20 protein-coding genes are annotated in these 17556 nt (G+C 67.5%); 3 read left to right on the forward strand and 17 right to left on the reverse strand.

The annotated features are described in order from the left end of the window. Window position 1 precedes the first annotated feature (1 nt). The 5 genes from CFB43_RS15650 to CFB43_RS15670 all read right to left on the reverse strand — a co-directional run bounded on the left by CFB43_RS15650 (window position 2) and on the right by CFB43_RS15670 (window position 5242). Window positions 2-1498: a Y-family DNA polymerase gene (locus CFB43_RS15650; protein ID WP_089495679.1), complete on the reverse strand. Its 1497-nt coding sequence runs from the start codon at window positions 1496-1498 to the stop codon at window positions 2-4. Further along, entirely contained in the window at window positions 1431-2138 is a 708-nt protein-coding gene (gene imuA, locus CFB43_RS15655; RefSeq protein WP_089461670.1) for a translesion DNA synthesis-associated protein ImuA, read from the reverse strand. The genes CFB43_RS15650 and imuA overlap by 68 nt, the downstream gene beginning before the upstream one ends. Window positions 2139-2444: 306 nt before the next feature. Beyond that, on the reverse strand, window positions 2445-3239 hold the full coding sequence (locus CFB43_RS15660; protein WP_011353261.1) for an ABC transporter ATP-binding protein: 795 nt from the start codon (window positions 3237-3239) through the stop codon (window positions 2445-2447). Window position 3240: 1 nt separating this feature from the next. Further along, window positions 3241-4137, reverse strand: a complete 897-nt coding sequence (locus CFB43_RS15665) for an ABC transporter permease (RefSeq protein ID WP_039346181.1) — start codon at window positions 4135-4137, stop codon at window positions 3241-3243. Between the two features lie 139 nt (window positions 4138-4276). Then, window positions 4277-5242 (reverse strand): ABC transporter substrate-binding protein, encoded by a 966-nt coding sequence (locus CFB43_RS15670; protein ID WP_089495680.1) that lies wholly within the window; start codon window positions 5240-5242, stop codon window positions 4277-4279. 333 nt (window positions 5243-5575) lie between these two features. Here CFB43_RS15670 and CFB43_RS15675 point away from each other — a divergent pair, with 333 nt between their 5' ends. Beyond that, window positions 5576-5884: a VF_A0006 family four-cysteine protein gene (locus tag CFB43_RS15675; protein ID WP_089441068.1), complete on the forward strand. Its 309-nt coding sequence runs from the start codon at window positions 5576-5578 to the stop codon at window positions 5882-5884. A gap of 111 nt (window positions 5885-5995) precedes the next feature. Here the strand turns inward: CFB43_RS15675 and CFB43_RS15680 are convergent, their stop codons facing one another. Further along, a complete protein-coding gene (locus tag CFB43_RS15680) occupies window positions 5996-6811 on the reverse strand; it encodes a MetQ/NlpA family ABC transporter substrate-binding protein (protein WP_089441069.1) in 816 nt (271 codons plus the stop codon). A 212-nt stretch (window positions 6812-7023) separates the two neighbouring features. Then, a complete protein-coding gene (locus CFB43_RS15685) occupies window positions 7024-8628 on the reverse strand; it encodes a methyl-accepting chemotaxis protein (protein WP_089495896.1) in 1605 nt (534 codons plus the stop codon). 248 nt (window positions 8629-8876) lie between these two features. Here CFB43_RS15685 and CFB43_RS15690 point away from each other — a divergent pair, with 248 nt between their 5' ends. Further along, window positions 8877-9167: a YciI family protein gene (locus tag CFB43_RS15690; protein WP_089441070.1), complete on the forward strand. Its 291-nt coding sequence runs from the start codon at window positions 8877-8879 to the stop codon at window positions 9165-9167. Window positions 9168-9318: 151 nt separating this feature from the next. Here the strand turns inward: CFB43_RS15690 and CFB43_RS15695 are convergent, their stop codons facing one another. From CFB43_RS15695 to CFB43_RS15715, 5 genes are read right to left on the reverse strand one after another with little or no spacing between them, the layout of a single operon-like run. Continuing rightward, a complete protein-coding gene (locus CFB43_RS15695) occupies window positions 9319-9936 on the reverse strand; it encodes an SCO family protein (protein ID WP_043187233.1) in 618 nt (205 codons plus the stop codon). 18 nt (window positions 9937-9954) lie between these two features. Beyond that, on the reverse strand, window positions 9955-10857 hold the full coding sequence (gene cyoE / locus CFB43_RS15700) for a heme o synthase (RefSeq protein ID WP_089441071.1): 903 nt from the start codon (window positions 10855-10857) through the stop codon (window positions 9955-9957). Window positions 10858-10865: 8 nt separating this feature from the next. After that, a complete protein-coding gene (locus tag CFB43_RS15705; protein WP_089495681.1) occupies window positions 10866-11978 on the reverse strand; it encodes a COX15/CtaA family protein in 1113 nt (370 codons plus the stop codon). A 24-nt stretch (window positions 11979-12002) separates the two neighbouring features. Then, window positions 12003-12629, reverse strand: coding sequence for an SCO family protein (locus CFB43_RS15710; protein WP_089431714.1), 627 nt, complete (start codon window positions 12627-12629; stop codon window positions 12003-12005). Window positions 12630-12689: 60 nt separating this feature from the next. Further along, window positions 12690-13400 carry an SURF1 family protein gene (locus tag CFB43_RS15715; protein WP_256990029.1) on the reverse strand — a complete coding sequence of 237 codons (711 nt, stop codon included), beginning with the start codon at window positions 13398-13400 and terminating at the stop codon, window positions 12690-12692. Window positions 13401-13484: 84 nt separating this feature from the next. Between CFB43_RS15715 and CFB43_RS15720 the strand changes: the two genes are divergently transcribed. Continuing rightward, complete coding sequence (locus tag CFB43_RS15720; protein WP_043187227.1) at window positions 13485-13694, forward strand: twin transmembrane helix small protein; 210 nt, start codon at window positions 13485-13487, stop codon at window positions 13692-13694. A gap of 171 nt (window positions 13695-13865) precedes the next feature. Here the strand turns inward: CFB43_RS15720 and CFB43_RS15725 are convergent, their stop codons facing one another. The 5 genes from CFB43_RS15725 to ctaD form a co-directional block, all read right to left on the reverse strand. After that, a complete protein-coding gene (locus tag CFB43_RS15725) occupies window positions 13866-14723 on the reverse strand; it encodes a cytochrome c oxidase subunit 3 (RefSeq protein WP_059233128.1) in 858 nt (285 codons plus the stop codon). A gap of 141 nt (window positions 14724-14864) precedes the next feature. After that, a complete protein-coding gene (locus tag CFB43_RS15730; RefSeq protein ID WP_089426387.1) occupies window positions 14865-15065 on the reverse strand; it encodes a DUF2970 domain-containing protein in 201 nt (66 codons plus the stop codon). A gap of 17 nt (window positions 15066-15082) precedes the next feature. Further along, window positions 15083-15691 (reverse strand): cytochrome c oxidase assembly protein, encoded by a 609-nt coding sequence (locus CFB43_RS15735; protein ID WP_089426388.1) that lies wholly within the window; start codon window positions 15689-15691, stop codon window positions 15083-15085. Between the two features lie 35 nt (window positions 15692-15726). Continuing rightward, window positions 15727-15867 carry a cytochrome oxidase small assembly protein gene (locus CFB43_RS38410; RefSeq protein WP_006760728.1) on the reverse strand — a complete coding sequence of 47 codons (141 nt, stop codon included), beginning with the start codon at window positions 15865-15867 and terminating at the stop codon, window positions 15727-15729. Between the two features lie 69 nt (window positions 15868-15936). Continuing rightward, complete coding sequence (gene ctaD, locus CFB43_RS15745; RefSeq protein WP_069248929.1) at window positions 15937-17544, reverse strand: cytochrome c oxidase subunit I; 1608 nt, start codon at window positions 17542-17544, stop codon at window positions 15937-15939. Window positions 17545-17556 lie beyond the last annotated feature (12 nt).

A 17556-nucleotide genomic window follows, 5' to 3' on the forward strand; every position in this document is an offset into this window, starting at 1 on the left:
CTCACCCGAACAGGCCGTGCAGGAACCAGCGCGGCTCGGCCTCGCTCCCCGCCCGCTCCTTGAACACCCAGTAGCACGCGCCGGCCTCGTCCTGCGCGACGCAGTAATCGCGCGCAGCGAGCTGACCGTCGAACCACCCGGCCTCGATCCGCTCCACCGACGACATCATCCTCAGCGGCGTATGAAATACCGGCCGCTCCCCGCGCATCAACAGCGGCAGCGGCTCCGCCAGCAACCAGGCTGGCCTCGGCGGCACGGCGGGCGGCCCGGGAGCCGGCTTGCCGGCCTGCGCATCGAGCGGCAGCCAGCGGTTCGCCGCCTCGGGCCGGTGATCGGCGACGGGCGCCGCGCGCAGCACGTTGTCCGCGCCGAGCCGCGCGACCAGCAGCTCGAACAGCCGCGCGCGCGTCTCGCGCGTGCCGCCCGGCTCGGGGAAAAGATCGTCGGCCGGCGGCGCGACCGATTCGACGCGCGTGGCCTTCAGACGCACCGCGATCACCGCGGCCGGCAACTCGACGCGCGCGAGCCGCTCGCCGAGCAGCCGCATGAAATGCGCCTCGTCACGCACGGGCGACGCGAACGCGAGCTCGAGCGGCGTCGGCGGCACGGCCTGGCGGCCGCGCTCGTGTTCGAGATCGAACGTCATCGCGGCCAGCGACAGGTGCCGCGCGGCCAGCCAGCCGCACAGCTGCACGACGAGCCGCCGCGCCACGAACAACACGGCTTCCGCGTATTCGACGCGCTCCTGCAATTCGAGCCGCACGTCGAACACGGGCGGCACCGCCATCCACGCAAGCGGCTCGACCGCGTCGCCATACGCACGATCGAGCGCAGCCAGCAACGCGGGACCGCAACGGCGCTGCAGCCCCGCGCGCGGCAGGCCGCGCAGATCGGCGAGCGTGCGGCAACCGAGCCCGTCGAACCAGCCCGCATACGGACGCGCATCGGGCAGCAGCACGCAGGGCAGCCGGTCAAGCGCGCGGACAAGCGAGGCCGGGCTCGCGACGCGGCGCCGGATCCGCGCACGGGCCGACACACGCGCGAGCAGCCACGCGCCGCCCCCGGTCGGCGCGGCGGACAGGCGTGCCGCATAGCCGAGCGCCGCGAGCGTCGCGCGCACCTGGCGGCACAGCGACGGCAAGCCGCCGAACAAGCGCAGGCTCGGGCCGACGTCGACGAGCAGCGTGGCTTCGTCGCCGAGCGCGACGCACGGCGAGAAGCGCAGCAACGCGAGCGCGACCGCGCGCAGCGCATCGGCCTCGCGCGCGGGATCGCGTTCGACGAGCTGCGTATGCGGCGCGAGCGTGAGCACGCCGCCGCGCTTCATGCCCGCGCGCACGCCCTGCCGGCGCGCGGCCGCGTCGGCGATCAGCACGACACCCTGCTCGAATACCGCACTGCCTGCGCTGCCGGCCTCGCCCGCCTCGCCGTCAGACGGAAGCGCGACGCACACGTCGAGCGGCAGGCGCGGCAGATGGATGCCGAGCAAGACGCGCATAGCGGCTCTCCACGATGGGCGACGGCAGGTCGAGCACGAGCGGCTCGCTGCGGGCGGGGCCGCGCCGCTTGACGATGTCGAGCGACACGCCGCCCGGCACCGGATACAGCGCGACGCGCAGCACGGCCGGCGACGGTTGCCGCTCGGCCGACAGCGGGCGCAGCATCACGAACAGCGTGTCGCCCGTGCGCGCGGCCGCGAGATGCAGGCGCCGCAGCGCATCGGGCCGCGCGTCCTGCCACAGCAGCAGCGCGCCGCAACAACCGGTCTTGAGTGCCTGCTCGGCGGCCCACAACGCATCCGTGCGGCTGCCGGCGCGCAGCCACAGCAGCGCGTCGGCCGGCACGCCGAGACTGGCGAGCGCGGTCGCATGCGGCGACTGCGGCGGCGCGACGAGCGCGAGCGGGCGCCGGGCGCTGACGGTGTGCGCGAGCGCAGGCGCGAGCAGCCGCATCTCGCCGCAGCCCGGCTGCGCGGCCAGCAGTTCGACGAGCCCGCCGACCGGCCAGCCGCCGCCCGGCAGCTCGGCCGACAGCGGCGCGAAGCCGGTCTCGATCGTGCGCGGGCCGCCGCGCGCGAGCTGCGAGCCGCGCCACAGCGATGGATGAAGGGATTCGGGAGAAATGGAGGATGCGAGCATGATGCCACCCACAACTGTATGGATATACAGTATATGGCAATGCGTCCACGCCGCACAGTACTGGTACGAAACCGGTATTTCGTCAGATGAAAGACGGGTGAAAAGCCGGCAGGCCCACGCTATGACGGCGGGTCGCCCCGGCATCACCGGCTCGCACCGCCCGGACGGACGCCACACCCCTCGGGCGCCGATGCGGCGCATGCGAACCGAATCGCACAGCCGGGCCGAACCGAGCAGAGCCCGGCCCGGCCGGCCAACCGGCACGATGCGCACCCTGCACACCGCGCCGGCCCCGCCTGCCGCCCGTCAGCCGAGCAGCAATGCGTCGTCGTCGAGCTGCTCGTGCCGCACCTTCTCGAACATCTGCAGCAGGTCCGGCACGTCGAGCCCCTTGCGCGCGTCGCCCGACACGTCGAGCACGACCTGCCCCTGGTGCAGCATCACCGTGCGGTCGCCGTAGTCGAGCGCCTGCCGCATGCTGTGCGTGACCATCATCGTCGTCAGCTTGCTCTCGGCGACGATGCGCGCGGTCAGCTCCAGCACGAACGCGGCCGTCTTCGGGTCGAGCGCGGCCGTGTGCTCGTCGAGCAGCAGGATCCGCGACGGCCGCAGCGACGCCATCAACAGGCTCACCGCCTGCCGCTGGCCGCCCGACAGCAGCCCGATCCGGTCGGTCAACCGGTTCTCGAGGCCGAGGTTCAGCAGCCGCAGCTTGTCGCGGAACAGCTCGCGCGACGGCCGGTCGAGCGCGGCCCGGAAGCCGCGCCGCGCACCGCGCGCCATCGCGAGCGCCATGTTCTCCTCGATCGTCAGCGCCTCGCAGGTGCCGGCCATCGGATCCTGGAACACGCGCGCGACGAGGTGCGCGCGATCCCACGCGGCCTTGCGCGTCACATCGGTGCCGTCGATCGAGATGCGTCCCGCATCGACGGCCTGGTCGCCGCTGACCGCATTGAGGAAGGTCGACTTGCCGGCGCCGTTCGAGCCGATCACCGCGACGAACTGGCCGTCGGGAATCTCGAGCGACAGCCCGCGCAGCGCGCGCGTCTCGATCGGCGTGCCGGGATTGAACGTGAGTTTCAGGTCTTGTGCGGACAGCATGTCAGGCGCCTCCGTTCTTGCGCGCGAACAGCTTCTTGCGCGTCGCCGGCAGCACCAGCGCGATCGTGACGAGCGCCGCCGTCACGAGGTTCAGATCCTGCGCCTTCAGCCCGATGAATTCGCTGTTGAGCGCAAGCGCGATGAAGAAGCGATAGACGATCGCGCCGAGCACGACGGCGAGCGTCGTCAGCACGAGCCGGCGCGCCGGCAGCAGCGTCTCGCCGATGATCACCGCGGCCAGCCCGATCACGATCGTGCCGATCCCCATCGAGATATCCGCGCCGCCCTGCGTCTGCGCGAACAGGGCGCCTGCAAGCGCGACGAGCGCGTTCGACAGCGCCATCCCGGCGAGCGTCGCACGGCCGGTCGCGATGCCCTGCGCACGCGCCATCCGCGGGTTCGCGCCGGTCGCGCGCATCGCGAGGCCGAGCTGCGACGAGAAGAACCAGTCGAGGCCAAGCTTCGCGACCACGACGACGATCGCGAGCAGCGCCGGGCGCAACACGTAGTCGGGCATCCAGTCCGGCTGCAGCACGGTGAAAATGGTCGGCTCGGTAATGAGCGGCACGTTAGGCCGGCCCATGATCCGCAGGTTCACCGAATAGAGCGCGATCATCATCAGGATACTGGCGAGCAGGTCCATGATCTTCAGGCGCACGTTGAGCCAGCCGGTGATGAAGCCGGCCACCGCGCCCGCGACGATCGCGATGCAGGTCGAGCTGAACGGGTCGTAGCCGGCCGAGATCAGCGTCGCGGCGACGGCGCCGCCGAGCGGAAAGCTGCCGTCGACGGTGAGGTCGGGGAAGTTGAGGATGCGAAACGAGATCAGCACCCCGAGGGCGACGAGGCTGAAGATCAGGCCGATCTCCAGCGCGCCCAGAAACGAGAACAGAGACATGATGGGGAAATCCTGTTGCTTCCCGGCCGGACGTGTACGGCCGGGCGAAGCGAACGGGCGGCCCCGGGTGGGAGCCGCCCGTCCGGCGGTGTCGTTCAGGCCCGGATCGGGCCCGCAAGCGCGGCGGTCGGGCCGCGGCTTACTTGATGACCGTCTTCGCGTCCTTGAGCAGATCCGGCGACAGCGTCACGCCCTGCTTCGCGGCCGCGCCCGTGTTCGCGAACAACTCGAGGTTGCTGCTCGTTTCCGATGCGATCGCGCCCGGCTTCTCGCCCTTCAGGATGCGCGCGACGACCTTGCCCGTCTGGCGGCCGAGGTCGCCGTAGTTGATGCCGAGCGCCGCGATGCCGCCGCGCTTCACGCTGTCGGTGTCGCCGGCGACGAGCGGGATCTTCGCTTCGTTTGCGACCTTCACGAGCGCTTCGTACGCGGACACGACGTTGTTGTCGGTGTTCGTGTAGATCACGTCGACCTTGCCGATCAGGCTCTTCGCGGCCGAGCCGATGTCGACGGTGCGCGGCGCGGCCGCTTCCTTCAGCGTCATCCCCTGCTTCGCGAGGATCTCCTTGAGCTCCTTCACGACGACGACCGAGTTCGCCTCGCCCGGGTTGTAGACCATGCCGACCGTCTTCGCATTCGGCACGACGCGCTTGATCAGCGCGACCTGGCGATCGAGCGGCAGCTTGTCGGATACGCCCGTCACGTTGGTGCCCGACGCGCCCCAGCCCTTCACGAGCTGCGCGGCGACCGGATCGGTCACGCCCGAATAGACGACCGGCACGCTCTTCGTCGAGGCCACCACCGCCTGCGCGGCCGGCGTCGCGATCGCGACGATCACGTCGGGCTGGTCGCCGACGAACTTGCGCGCGATCTGTGCGGCCGTGCCCGTGTTGCCCTGCGCGCTCTGATATTCCCACTTGAGCTTGTCGTCGCCGTAACCTTCCGCCTTCAGCTCGGCGCGCACGCCGTCGCGGATCGCGTCGAGCGCCGGGTGGTCGACGATCGACAGCACCTTGACGGTCTGGGCGTGCGCGGCACCGGCCAGCGCGAGTGCGGCCACGCCGGCCGTGATCGAACGGATCGCGAAAGTCTTGAAACGCTTCATAGGTGTGTCTCCCCCGTATTGTGTCGGTTCTGGATGATGGATTCCCGCCGCCGTCGGGCGGGCGCCGCCATGCGTACGACGCGCTGGCGAACGGCCCGCGCACGCTCCGGGAAAGCGTGCAGCGGCGAACGCACGAGGATACCATTTCCGCAGACCACCGCCTGACTCCGCGCTTTCGTATCGCGCCCCGGATTGCAGCGCGCGCCGACGTGCGCGAACGCGCGTGAAGCCCGTCCGGCAGGGGTTCCGGCCGGCCCCGGCACAACGCGTCAGCCACGTGCGCGGCTTTACGTTATGCTGTCGGCCGACCCAGTCCACGCCATCGGAGGGCACATGAAACGGGGGAGCCGAGTCATCGCATGCGCGGCCGTCGCGCTGGCGCTGCCGGGTGCGGCATTCGCACTGACCGACGGCAGTGCGCAATACGACGACTGCATGCTCAATGCGCTGCGCGAAAGCCGCAACGGCGCGGCGGCGCAGCTGATCCAGCGCTCGTGCGACGCGCTGTATCGCAACAACGCGATGCTGCTGCCGCGCGAGCGGCGTTTTCACGAGTGCGTCGTGCAGTCGCTGCCGGGCGTGCGCGACAACTATGCGATCCAGCAGATCATGTCGATCTGCTCGCGGCGCGGCGAGATGTGAGCCGGCGTTGAACGCGCCATACCGTGCGGCCGTCGTCGATCGGCCGCGCCAATGAAAAAGGCCTGCGCGATGCAGGCCTTTTCGTTCAGCGGTTAGGCGGGTGTGCGGCGTTCAGAACGACGCGACCATCGAGCCCTTGAACTGCTTCTTGATGAATTCCCGCACTTCCGGCGACTGGTATGCCTTGACCAGCTTCTTCACCCACGGCTGGTCCTTGTCCTTCGCGCGCACGGCGATCAGGTTCGCATACGGGCTCGTCAGCGATTCGAGCGCGATCGCGTCCTTGGTCGGCTGCAGGTTCGCGGCGAGCGCGTAGTTCGTGTTGATCACGGCCGCGTCGACGTCCGACAGCACGCGCGGCAGTTGCGCGGCGTCGAGTTCGGAGATCTTCAGCTTCTTCGGGTTCTCGGCGATGTCGAGCACCGTCGCGTTGTTGCCGCCCGTGCCGGCGCCCGCCTTCAGCTTGATCACGCCTTGCGTCTGCAGCAGCAGCAGCGCGCGGTTCTCGTTCGACGGATCGTTCGGCACCGCGACCTTCGCGCCTTGCGGCAGGTCCTTCAGCGCCTTGAACTTCTTCGAGTACACGCCCATCGGCGAGATGTAGGTCAGGCCCGCGCTGACCAGCTTGTAGCCGCGCTGCTTCACCTGGCTGTCGAGGTAGGGCTGGTGCTGGAAGCTGTTGGCGTCGAGGTCGCCCGAGTCGAGCGCCGCGTTCGGCTGCACGTAGTCGTTGAACTCGATGACCTTCACGTTCAGGCCTTCCTTCTCCTTCGCGACCTTCTGCACGAGCTGCCACACTTCCGAATCCGGGCCGGCGACCGTGCCGACCTTGATCACCTTGTCTTCGGCGTGCGCGCCTGCCGACAGCGTCAGTGCCGCACCGGTGGCCAGCACGGAAAATACCTTCAGGAGACTGCGACGCTTCATCTGTTTCTCGCTTTCTTGCTTACTGGATGACTGAAAATGGGGCGCGATACGGGTATGCCCCGACTCGCAGGAAGGGGCAAATGGTGTCACAGGATCGGCGGGAAGTGAAATACATCCCGCTCATATGGGTATGCACCGCAGCGGTGCTGGCAGGGGTGTCGCGATTCGGCCGTTAGTTGCATTTGTGCGAGTCGCGCATCGGCCCGAGCGCGTTACGCCACCGCCGCCCGGCCGGCCGCCTTCGTCTCGAATGCAGGCTCGCCCATCTGCCCGCCGACCCGGAACGCGCCGACCGTATCGCGCAGTCGCGCGGCCTGTTCCTGCAGCGACGCGGCGGCCGCGGCGGCCTCCTCGACGAGCGCCGCGTTCTGTTGCGTCACCTGGTCCATCTGCGTGACCGCGCGCCCGACCTGCGTGATGCCGCTCGCCTGCTCCTCGGACGCCGCCGCGATCTCGCCCATGATGTCGGTCACGCGTGCGACGGCCTGCAGGATCTCGCCCATCGTCGTGCCGGCCTGGCCGACCAGCGTCGACCCGTTGCGCACGCGCTCGACCGAGTCGACGATCAGCTCGCGGATCTCCTTCGACGCCGTCGCGCTGCGCTGCGCGAGCGAGCGCACCTCGCCCGCGACCACCGCGAAGCCGCGGCCCTGCTCGCCGGCGCGTGCGGCTTCGACCGCCGCGTTCAGCGCGAGGATGTTGGTCTGGAACGCGATGCCTTCGATCACGCCGATGATGTCGGCGATCTTGCGCGAGCTGTCGTCGATCTGGCCCATCGTGCCGATCACGCGGTTCACGACGTCGCTCCCCATGCGCGCGATCTCCGATGCGCTGTTCGCGAGCCCGCTCGCCTGCCGCGCGTTGTCGGCGTTCTGCTTCACGGTCGCGGTCAGCTGCTCCATGCTCGCGGCGGTTTCTTCCAGCGACGCGGCCTGCTCCTCGGTGCGCTGCGACAGGTCGTCGTTGCCGGCCGAGATCTGGCGGCTCGCCGACGCGATCGATCCGGCCGACTGGCGAATCCCGCCGATCGTCGCCTGCAGCCGAGCCTGCATGTCGTGCATCGCGGCCATCATGCTCGTGCGGTCGCCCGCGCGAACCGGCACCGGCAGCGTCAGGTCGCCCTGCGCGATGCGCGTCGCGAGCGCGGCCGCTTCGTCGGGTTCGCCGCCGAGGCTGCTGCGCACGTTGCGGATGATCACCAGCATCGCCGCGCTGATCACGAAGCCGATCACGAACACGACCGCGAGGTGGCCGAGCAGCGTCCGGTAATAGACGGTGTCGATGTCCTTCAGGAACACGCCGCTCGAGATGTTCCAGTCCCACGGCGTAAATCGCGTGACGTAGCTGATCTTCGGCACGGCGGTCTCGCTGTGCGGCAGGCGCCCGCGATACTCGGCGAAGCCGCTGCCGGTTTCCTTCGCGGCGTTCAGGATCGCGACGAACAGCGGCTTGCCGTCCGGGTCGAGATAGTCGCCGACCTGCGTGTTGACGAGCTTCGGCAGCGTCGGATGCATCAGCACGACCGGCTTCGAGTCCATCACGAACACGTAGCCCGAATCGCCGTAGCGCATCGCGGCGAGGCTCGCGAGCGCGTCGCGCTTCGCATCGGCCTCCGGCAGCGTACCGCTCTGCGCGAGTGCGTGATACGCCTGCACGATGCCGGCCGCCGAATCGACGAGATTCGCGATGCCGGCCTTGCGTTCGGCGAGCATCGTCGCGCGCGTCTCGTACGCGCTCCATGCGCCGACGCCCAGGAGACCGATCCATACCAGCGCAAGCGCGAGCCACAGCTTGCGGTTCAAACTCATTCTGCTCATCTGCGTGCCTCTGTCGATGTCGATGCGCACGCTGCGCGCGAACGGCCTGCCGCGCGCAAACGCTTGCTCATTCATTTACGGCACCGAGGCTTACAACTTGAATACGGCCGGCGCCGCGAACCGGCGATCGACAGGCCGCCCGCGCCCTGCGCCGCACCGCGGCCGCCGGCGCGACAGTCCGCATCTGCTGTGCTAAAAAGACCGGCTAGCCGGCACACGAAGAGCCGGCGCCATTCCGAGGGCCATCCATGTACGTCATCGACATTCACTACACCGCATCGCTCGAGCGCATCGACGACGCGCTCGAACGCCATCGCGCATTCCTGCAGCCGCAGTTCGACAAGGGCATCTTCATCGCAGCGGGGCCGAAGGTGCCGCGCGAAGGCGGCGTGATCCTCGCGGCCCGCATCGATCGCGACGAACTGGACGCGATCCTGAATACCGATCCGTTCGTCATCGAGGGGCTCGCCACGTATCGCGTGACGGAATTCCGGATCACGCGTGCCGCAACCGGCTTCAACGTGCCCGCGCTGCCGTAACGCGACCTCTGCACGACCTCTGCACGATACGCGCGCACGCCGACACGCCGCCCGCCGGGCGGCGTATGCAAACAACGAAGAGAGCGGGAAAACGTGACGGCGCGAGGCGGCCGTCACGTGATCGCCGGGCCGGGCGCCCGGCGGCTGCCGGTCAGTCGACCAACAGCTTCAGGTCGTGGACCCACGGGCCGGGGCCCTGGCCGTCGCGTACGAACAGGCGCAGCTTGCCGTCGCGGTCGAACACGTAGCTCGCGGCCGTGTGATCCATCGTGTAGCTGCCGGGCGTCTTGCCGGGCACCTTCGCGTAGTACACGCGGAAATCCTTCGTGACCTTCTTCAGTGCCGCTTCGTCGGCCGGCCGCAGGCCGATGAACGACGGATCGAACGCGGGCACGTACTGACCGAGCAGCGCCGGCGTGTCACGCTCCGGATCGACGGTGACGAACAGCACCTGCACGCGCTTCGCGGCATCGGGCCCGAGCTGCTTCAGCGCTTCGGACAGCTCGGCCATCGTCGTCGGGCACACGTCCGGGCAGTGCGTATAGCCGAAGAACATCACGACGGCCTTACCCTTGAAATCGGCGAGCGTGCGTACCTTGCCGGCCGTATCGGGCAGCGAGAAATCGCTGCCGAACTGCGTGTTGCCGGTGATGTCGAGATTCTGGAATTTCGGCGCGTTGTCGCATCCGGCGAGCAGCAGCGCTGCCGTGAATGCGCATGCGAGCATCCAGCCTTGGCGCGCGCGGCGCCCGAACCGTGATTGGAGCATTGCGTTCAAACCGTGCGGTTACACGCCGAGCAGCGGGCGTGCATAGTGATCGACGAGCAGCGCGGCGAACAGCAGCGACAGGTAGACGATCGAGTAGCGGAAGGCCTTGCGGGCGAGTTCGTCCGAGTAGTCGCGATGGATCTTCCACGCATACGCGAGGAACACCGCGCCGAGCAGCACCGCGCTCGTCAGGTAGACGGCCCCGCTCATCCCGGAGATGAACGGCATCAGCGTAACCGCGAACAGGATCACCGTGTACAGCAGGATGTGCAGCCGCGTGAACTTCTCGCCGTGCGTGACCGGCAGCATCGGCAGCCCCGCGTTCTCGTAATCCTTGCGGCGATACAACGCGAGCACCCAGAAATGCGGCGGCGTCCACACGAAGATGATCAGCACGAGGATCCACGCGTCGCCCGGCACCGCGCCGGTGACCGCGGCCCAGCCGAGCGCCGGCGGCATCGCGCCCGATGCGCCGCCGATCACGATGTTCTGCGGCGTCATCGGCTTGAGCAGCAGCGTGTAGATCACCGCGTAGCCGACGAAGGTGGCGATCGTCAGCCACATCGTCAGCGGGTTCGTGAACGTATAGAGCGTCCATGCGCCGACACTGCCGAGCACGGCCGAGAAGATCAGGATCTGCGGGGGCGTGATCTCGCCGCGCGCGGACGGGCGCCACGCGGTGCGGCGCATCATCGCGTCGATCTTCTGTTCGACGAGGCAGTTGATCGCGAACGCGGCGCCGGCCAGCAGCCAGATGCCGACCGTACCGCCGATCAGCACGTGCCACGGCACCATGCCCGGCGTCGCGAGGAACATGCCGATCACCGCGCAGAACACCGCGAGCTGCGTGACACGCGGCTTCGTCAATGCCATGTACTGCGAAAACCGGCTACCGGGCGATTGGGAGAGGGTGCTTTGCATGGGGGCGGTCACGCCGGGGCGGCGTCGCGCGCAGGCTGCGCGACACGGCCGGGGCGGCTTGAAAGGATGCGAAAGTTTAACATGACGACGAGCAGCAGCAGGATCGCGGCCCCGCCGTTGTGCGCGACGGCGACCGGCAGCGGCCACTGCAGCACGATGTTGGTCAGGCCCGTCACGAACTGCAGCAGGACCACCACCAGCACGCCGTTCGCGGGGCGCCGCAGCGATTCGAAGCGGCGCATCTTCAGCGCGAACGCGACCAGGTACGCGACCACCACGAACGCGAACGTGCGGTGCGTCCAGTGGATCGCGACCAGCGCGTCCTGCGTGATCGCGTCGCCGTCCTTCGTCATCCCGAGCGCGCGCCACAGGTGGAAGCCGTGCTGGAAATCCATCGGCGGGATCCACTGGCCGTTGCAGGTCGGGAAGTCGGTGCACGCGAGCACCGCGTAGTTGGTGCTCACCCAGCCGCCGAGCGCGATCTGCACGACCAGCAGCACGAGCGCCGCGAGCGCGGCCGCGCGATAGCGGCCGGCTTCGGGGTCATGCGACGGCAGCGGCGTCTGCCGCGCCGCGAGCCAGCCGAGCGTGCCGAGCAGCGCGAGGCCGAGCAGCAGATGGATCGTGACGATCACCGGCTGCAGCTTCATCGTGACCGTCCACGCGCCAAACGCGCCCTGCACGAGGATCAGCAGCAGTAGACTCGTCGGCCACCACGGCGACACGTGCAGCGGGCGGCGGCGCAGCCGCGCGGACCACGCGATCACGACCTGCGCGATGATCAGCACGCCGATCGCCATCGCGAAATAGCGGTGGATCATCTCGATCCACGCCTTCGACATGCTGACGGGGCCCGTCGGCATCGCCTGGTGCGCGGCCGTGATCGCGGCGTGCGCGATGAACGGCGACGACGTGCCGTAGCAGCCGGGCCAGTCCGGGCAGCCGAGCCCCGAATCGGTCAGCCGCGTGAAGCCGCCGAACATCACCAGGTCGAGCGTCAGGAAGGTGGTGATCCACACCAGCTTGCGAAACTTGTTGTCGTCGGCCTTCACCCACACGTACGACAGCGGCAGCAGCGCGATGCAGAAGCCGATCAGGCCGAGTTGCAGTAGATACGCCATCGGTTCAATGCCTCTCGTGTTGCGTTAGCCGATGCTCGACCACTTCAGCAGCTTCGTCACGTCCGCCTTGATCTTGCCGGGGTTCGGATCCTTCGGGAAACGCATCATCAGGTTGCCGTTCGGGTCGACCATGTAGAGGTGGTCACTGTCCTTCGTGCCGGCGTCGGCCGGCAGCCACGCGGCCACCGCGGCCGGATCGGCGACGAGCCGGCGCGTGTCGGGGTACGCGTCCAGCACCTTCTGCGGCATCGCGCCCGCATCGCTGCGCAGCCAGACCATCGTGAGCCGGTGCCGCTCGCCCGCCTGCGTGACGCGGATCTGGCGCATGAAATAGAGCTTCTTCGCGCAGGCCTCGTCGCACGCGCTGCGGTCGGTCATCACGAACAGCCACACGCCGCGCAGCGACGACAGCGGCACGGTCTTGCCGGTTTCGTCGGTTACCTGCAGATCCGCGGGGATCGGGCGCTGCGGCTCGATCAGCGTGCCGTAGTTGGTCGAGCCGCCCTTCGGCTTGATCACGTAATAGGTGAAGTACGACGCGATCATCGGCGCGGCGCACACGAGACCCAGCAGCACGAGCATCCAGCGGCCGCGCTTGCGGGCCGCCGGCGACATCGGCGCAGCGGCCGAACCTTGACGGGGAGATTGCATGGACAAATCAGACCTCTCGAAACGAACCCGCGGCGCGAGCGCCGCGTCCTGGCATGGCGCTCACGCGCCGGCCGACTTCTTCGCCGCACGCCGCGCGGCGTACAGGCCGAAGCCGAGCGCGGCCGCCGCCATCGCCCACCACTGAAACATGTAACCGTAATTGCGCTCGACGCCGGTCGTCGCCGCCGGCCAGTCGCGCACGAGCTTGTCGCCGTCGTCGCTCGTCTGCTGGATCACGAACGGCTGCAGCGGCAGCCCCGTTTCCTTCGCATACGCGGCGACGTCCAGGTTCTGCCGGATCTTCTGGTGCGCGGCCGACCCGCCTTCGCCGAGCTCGAACGCGCGCGACGCGTCGGCGCGCGCGATGCCCACGATCTCGACGTCGCCCGCGGGCGTCGCGAACGGCTCGATCGCCGTGCGATCGGAAATATTGCGCGGCAGCCAGCCGCGGTTCACGAGCACGACGCCGCCGCCCGTGAGTTTAAACGGCATCACGACGTAAAAACCCGGCTGGTCGTTATACGGCCGATTGTCGAGGAACACGGCCTGCTCGGGCAGGAAGCGGCCCGTCGCACGCACGCGATGGAACTCGATCGACGCGAGCGGCATCGGCTGCGCGCCGATGTCGACGGGCGCCGCCTGCTCGTAGCGCGCGATGCTCGCCTGCAGCGCTTCCTTCTGGTGCGCGCGGTCGCGCTGCCAGAAACCGAGACGGATCGTGACCGCGACGACGACGACGATCAGCAACGCGGGCAGCCAGCGGATCTTCATCATGCGGCCCGCCCGGCACCTGCCGACAGGCGAAGTGCGATAATTATCCTCTTCCTTTCGAATTGCCGTCGTCCGGTTCGTGTCATGCACATACTCGTTCCCATCGCCTTCGTCCTTATCATTGCCAGCATGGGCTCGGCGCTCTACTTCATGATGCACGACCGCGGCCACACGAAACGCATGGTCTGGTCGCTCGCCACCCGCGTCGGGCTGTCGGTGTCGCTGTTCCTGCTCATCCTGATCGCGAACGGGATGGGCTGGATCCATTCGACCGGCCTGCCGATCGGGCGTTGATCGATTCGCCGCCGCGGCCGCTGTGGCATTTCGCCGCACGGCCACGGCACCAAGCAAAAGCGCCGCCTGACTGAGTCGCGGCGGCGCCCGGGTGGTGAAAGCCGGCAGTCACGCTGCCCGGCCGACCCAATGAAAACGGCCCGCGCATTGCTGCGCGGGCCGTTGTTCCATTTACAGCCAGTAGACGACGACGTACAGGCCGAGCCAGACGACGTCGACGAAGTGCCAGTACCACGCGGCGCCTTCGAATGCGAAGTGGTGATCGGGCTTGAAGTGGCCGCGGATCATCCGCACCAGCACCACCGCGAGCATCGTGCCGCCGAGGAACACGTGGAAGCCGTGGAAGCCGGTCAGCAGGAAGAACGTCGAACCATACACGCCCGAGTTCAGCGTCAGGTTCAGTTCGTTGTACGCGTGGTAGTACTCGAAGCCTTGCAGGAACAGGAAGCAGATACCGAACGCGAGCGTCGCGGCCAGCCAGGCGATCGCCTTCTTGCGATGATCGTCACGCAGTGCGTGGTGCGAGATCGTCAGCGTCACGCCCGACGACAGCAGGAATGCGGTATTCAGCGTCGGGATCGGCCACGGGCCCATCGTCTTGAAGTGACCGGCGAGCGCGGCGGGGCCTTCGTTCGGCCACACGGCGGAGAAATCCGGCCAGATCAGCTTGTAGTCGAGGCTGCCGAGCTGGTGCAGCGCGATTTCACGTGCATAGAACAGCGCGCCGAAGAACGCGCCGAAGAACATGACTTCCGAGAAGATGAACCAGCTCATGCTCCAGCGGTACGACTTGTCGACGTTCTTGCCGTAGTGACCGCCTTCCGATTCGGCGATCGCGTCGCCGAACCAGTGATACAGCGTGAAGAGCAACCACAGCAGGCCGAGCAGCGCCGTAAACGGCGCCCAGTCGTGACCGTTGATCCACAGCGCCGCCGATCCGAGCATGACCAGCAGGCCGATGGCCGCACTGATCGGATGGTGCGACGGATGCGGCACGAAATAGTACGGGGTCTGGTTTTGACCGCTCATGCTTGATTCTCCACTTCTGTCCAATTTGTGTACCGGAAACCGCTCCGGCTTTATTTCTTGCGCGGCGTGACCACCACCGCTCCTTCCTGCACGCGGCGCCGTGGCGCCACGCACTGCATTCTTCCTTCGTGGCCGCGGGCTTCAGCCCACGACGGCACGCACGACCAGGATCAGCACGCCGATGAACAAACCGGCTGCCAACAACGCGACGATCAGCACGTGCAGCGGATTCAGCTGCGTCGCGTCGGCCTCCAGGTCGCGCCGCTTGCGCACCCCGAAGAACGACCACAACACCGCTTTCAGCGCCTGGCCGAACGATCCGCCCCGCTTGCCCTCCGTCATCGCCCCCGCCTCCGTCGTCATGCGTCCGGCTTCGCCGCGCCCTGCGCCGCGGTCTTGCCCGGCGCCGGCGCCGGCGTGGCCGGCGTATTCAGCTCGAAGAACGTGTACGACAGCGTGATCGTCTTCACGTCCTTCGGCAGTTTCGGATCGATCACGAACACCACCGGCATCTTGCGCGACTCGTTCGCGGCCAGCGTCTGCTGCGTAAAGCAAAAGCACTCGATCTTCTTGAAGAACTCCGTCGCCTGCTTCGGCGCGTAGCTCGGAATCGCCTGCGCAACGACCGGCCGGCCCTGCCCGTTCGTCACGTCGTACACGATCGTCATCAGCTCGCCCGGATGCACGTCGAGACTGTTGTGCTCCGGCTTGAAACCGAGCGGGCCGCGCGCGTTCGCATCGAACTCGACCGACACCGTGCGGCTATAGTCGACCTGCGAGTTCTTCACCTCGCGCTCGCTGACATCGCGCTGCACCAAGTTGTTGATGCCGGTGATCTGGCAGATCGCCCGATACATCGGGATCAGCGCGAAGCCGAAACCGAACATCAGCCCGGCCACGACGAAGAGCTTCACCAGCATCGAACGATTGAACGCGCGATCGACGGCGCCCTCTTCCGGCTTCGACATACGACAACTTCCTCGCTACTGCGTCTGTTGCTGCATCAGTGAGTGGACAGCCACCACTGCTTGATCACGACACCCACAAAAAAAACGGCGGCGATGACGAGCAGGATGAGGCCGAGCCGCTTGTTGCCCGCGCGGATCTGCTCGGGCGTTCGTCTTTCTTGTGGATTCCGGTTCATCTGAAACTTCGGTTCGGCGCCCGCCGCGCCTGCCTGCGCGGCAGGCAGCGGCGGAACGCACTGTGAAACTTACTCGACGTGCGGCGGTTGCTCGAACGTGTGGAAGGGAGCCGGGCTCGGCACCGTCCACTCGAGGCCTTCCGCGCCATCCCACGGCTTGTCCGACGCCTTTTCCAGCTCGCCGCCGCCACGGTAGGCCGGCAGCGCGACGGCGAACAGGAAGTACACCTGCGCGAGGCCGAAGCCGAATGCGCCGATCGTCGCCACCTGGTTGAAGTCCGTGAACTGCGCCGGGTAGTCCGCGTAGCGACGCGGCATGCCTGCGAGACCGACGAAGTGCATCGGGAAGAACGTCAGGTTGAAGAAGATCATCGACGCCCAGAAGTGGATCTTGCCGCGCGTCTCGTTGTACATCCAGCCCGTCCACTTCGGCGCCCAGTAGTACCAGCCCGAGAACAGCGCGAACAATGAGCCGGCCACCAGCACGTAGTGGAAGTGCGCCACCACGAAGTAGGTACCGTGATACTGGATGTCGAGCGGCGCCATCGCGAGCATCAGGCCCGTGAGACCGCCGAACGTGAACACGAACAGGAAGCCGATCGCGAACAGCATCGGGGTTTCGAACGTCATCGAGCCGCGCCACATCGTCGCGAGCCAGTTGAACACCTTCACGCCCGTCGGCACCGCGATCAGCATCGTCGCGTACATGAAGAACAGCTGGCCGGTGACCGGCATGCCCGTTGCGAACATGTGGTGCGCCCAGACCATGAACGACAGGATTGCGATCGAAGCCGTCGCGTACACCATCGAGCTATAGCCGAACAGCGTCTTGCGTGCGAACGCCGGGATCACCTGCGACACGATCCCGAACGCCGGCAGAATCATGATGTACACCTCGGGATGGCCGAAGAACCAGAAGATGTGCTGGTACATCACCGGGTCGCCGCCGCCTGCCGCGTTGAAGAACGACGTGCCGAAGTGGCGGTCGAACAGCACCATCGTGATCGCGCCTGCCAGAACCGGCATCACCGCGATCAGCAGGTACGCCGTGATCAGCCACGTCCATGCGAACATCGGCATCTTCATCAGCGTCATGCCCGGTGCGCGCATGTTCAGGATCGTCACGACGATGTTGATCCCGCCCATGATCGACGAGGCGCCCATGATGTGGACCGCGAAGATCGCGAAGTCCATGCCCGGACCCATCTGCGTCGACAGCGGCGCGTACAGCGTCCAGCCGGCGGCCGTCGCGCCGCCCGGCGCGAAGAACGAACCGACCAGCAGCACGGCCGCGACCGGCAGCAGCCAGAAGCTGAAGTTGTTCATCCGCGCGAACGCCATGTCGGACGCGCCGATCTGCAGCGGAATCATCCAGTTCGCGAAGCCGACGAACGCCGGCATGATCGCGCCGAACACCATGATCAGGCCGTGCATCGTCGTGAGTTCGTTGAAGAACTCCGGACGCATGATCTGCAGGCCCGGTTCGAACAGCTCGGCCCGGATGGCGAGCGCCATCACGCCGCCCGACAGGAACATGATGAACGAGAACAACAGGTACAGCGTACCGATGTCCTTGTGGTTGGTGGCGAACAGCCAGCGCCGCCAGCCGTGCGGCATTTCGTGCGCGTGGTCGTCGTGCGCGTGGTCCGCGGCTACGTCGTGCCCGATGCTAGACATGAGAATCTCCTA

The sequence above is a fragment of the Burkholderia sp. AU15512 genome (assembly GCF_002223325.1).
Lineage (GTDB): Bacteria > Pseudomonadota > Gammaproteobacteria > Burkholderiales > Burkholderiaceae > Burkholderia.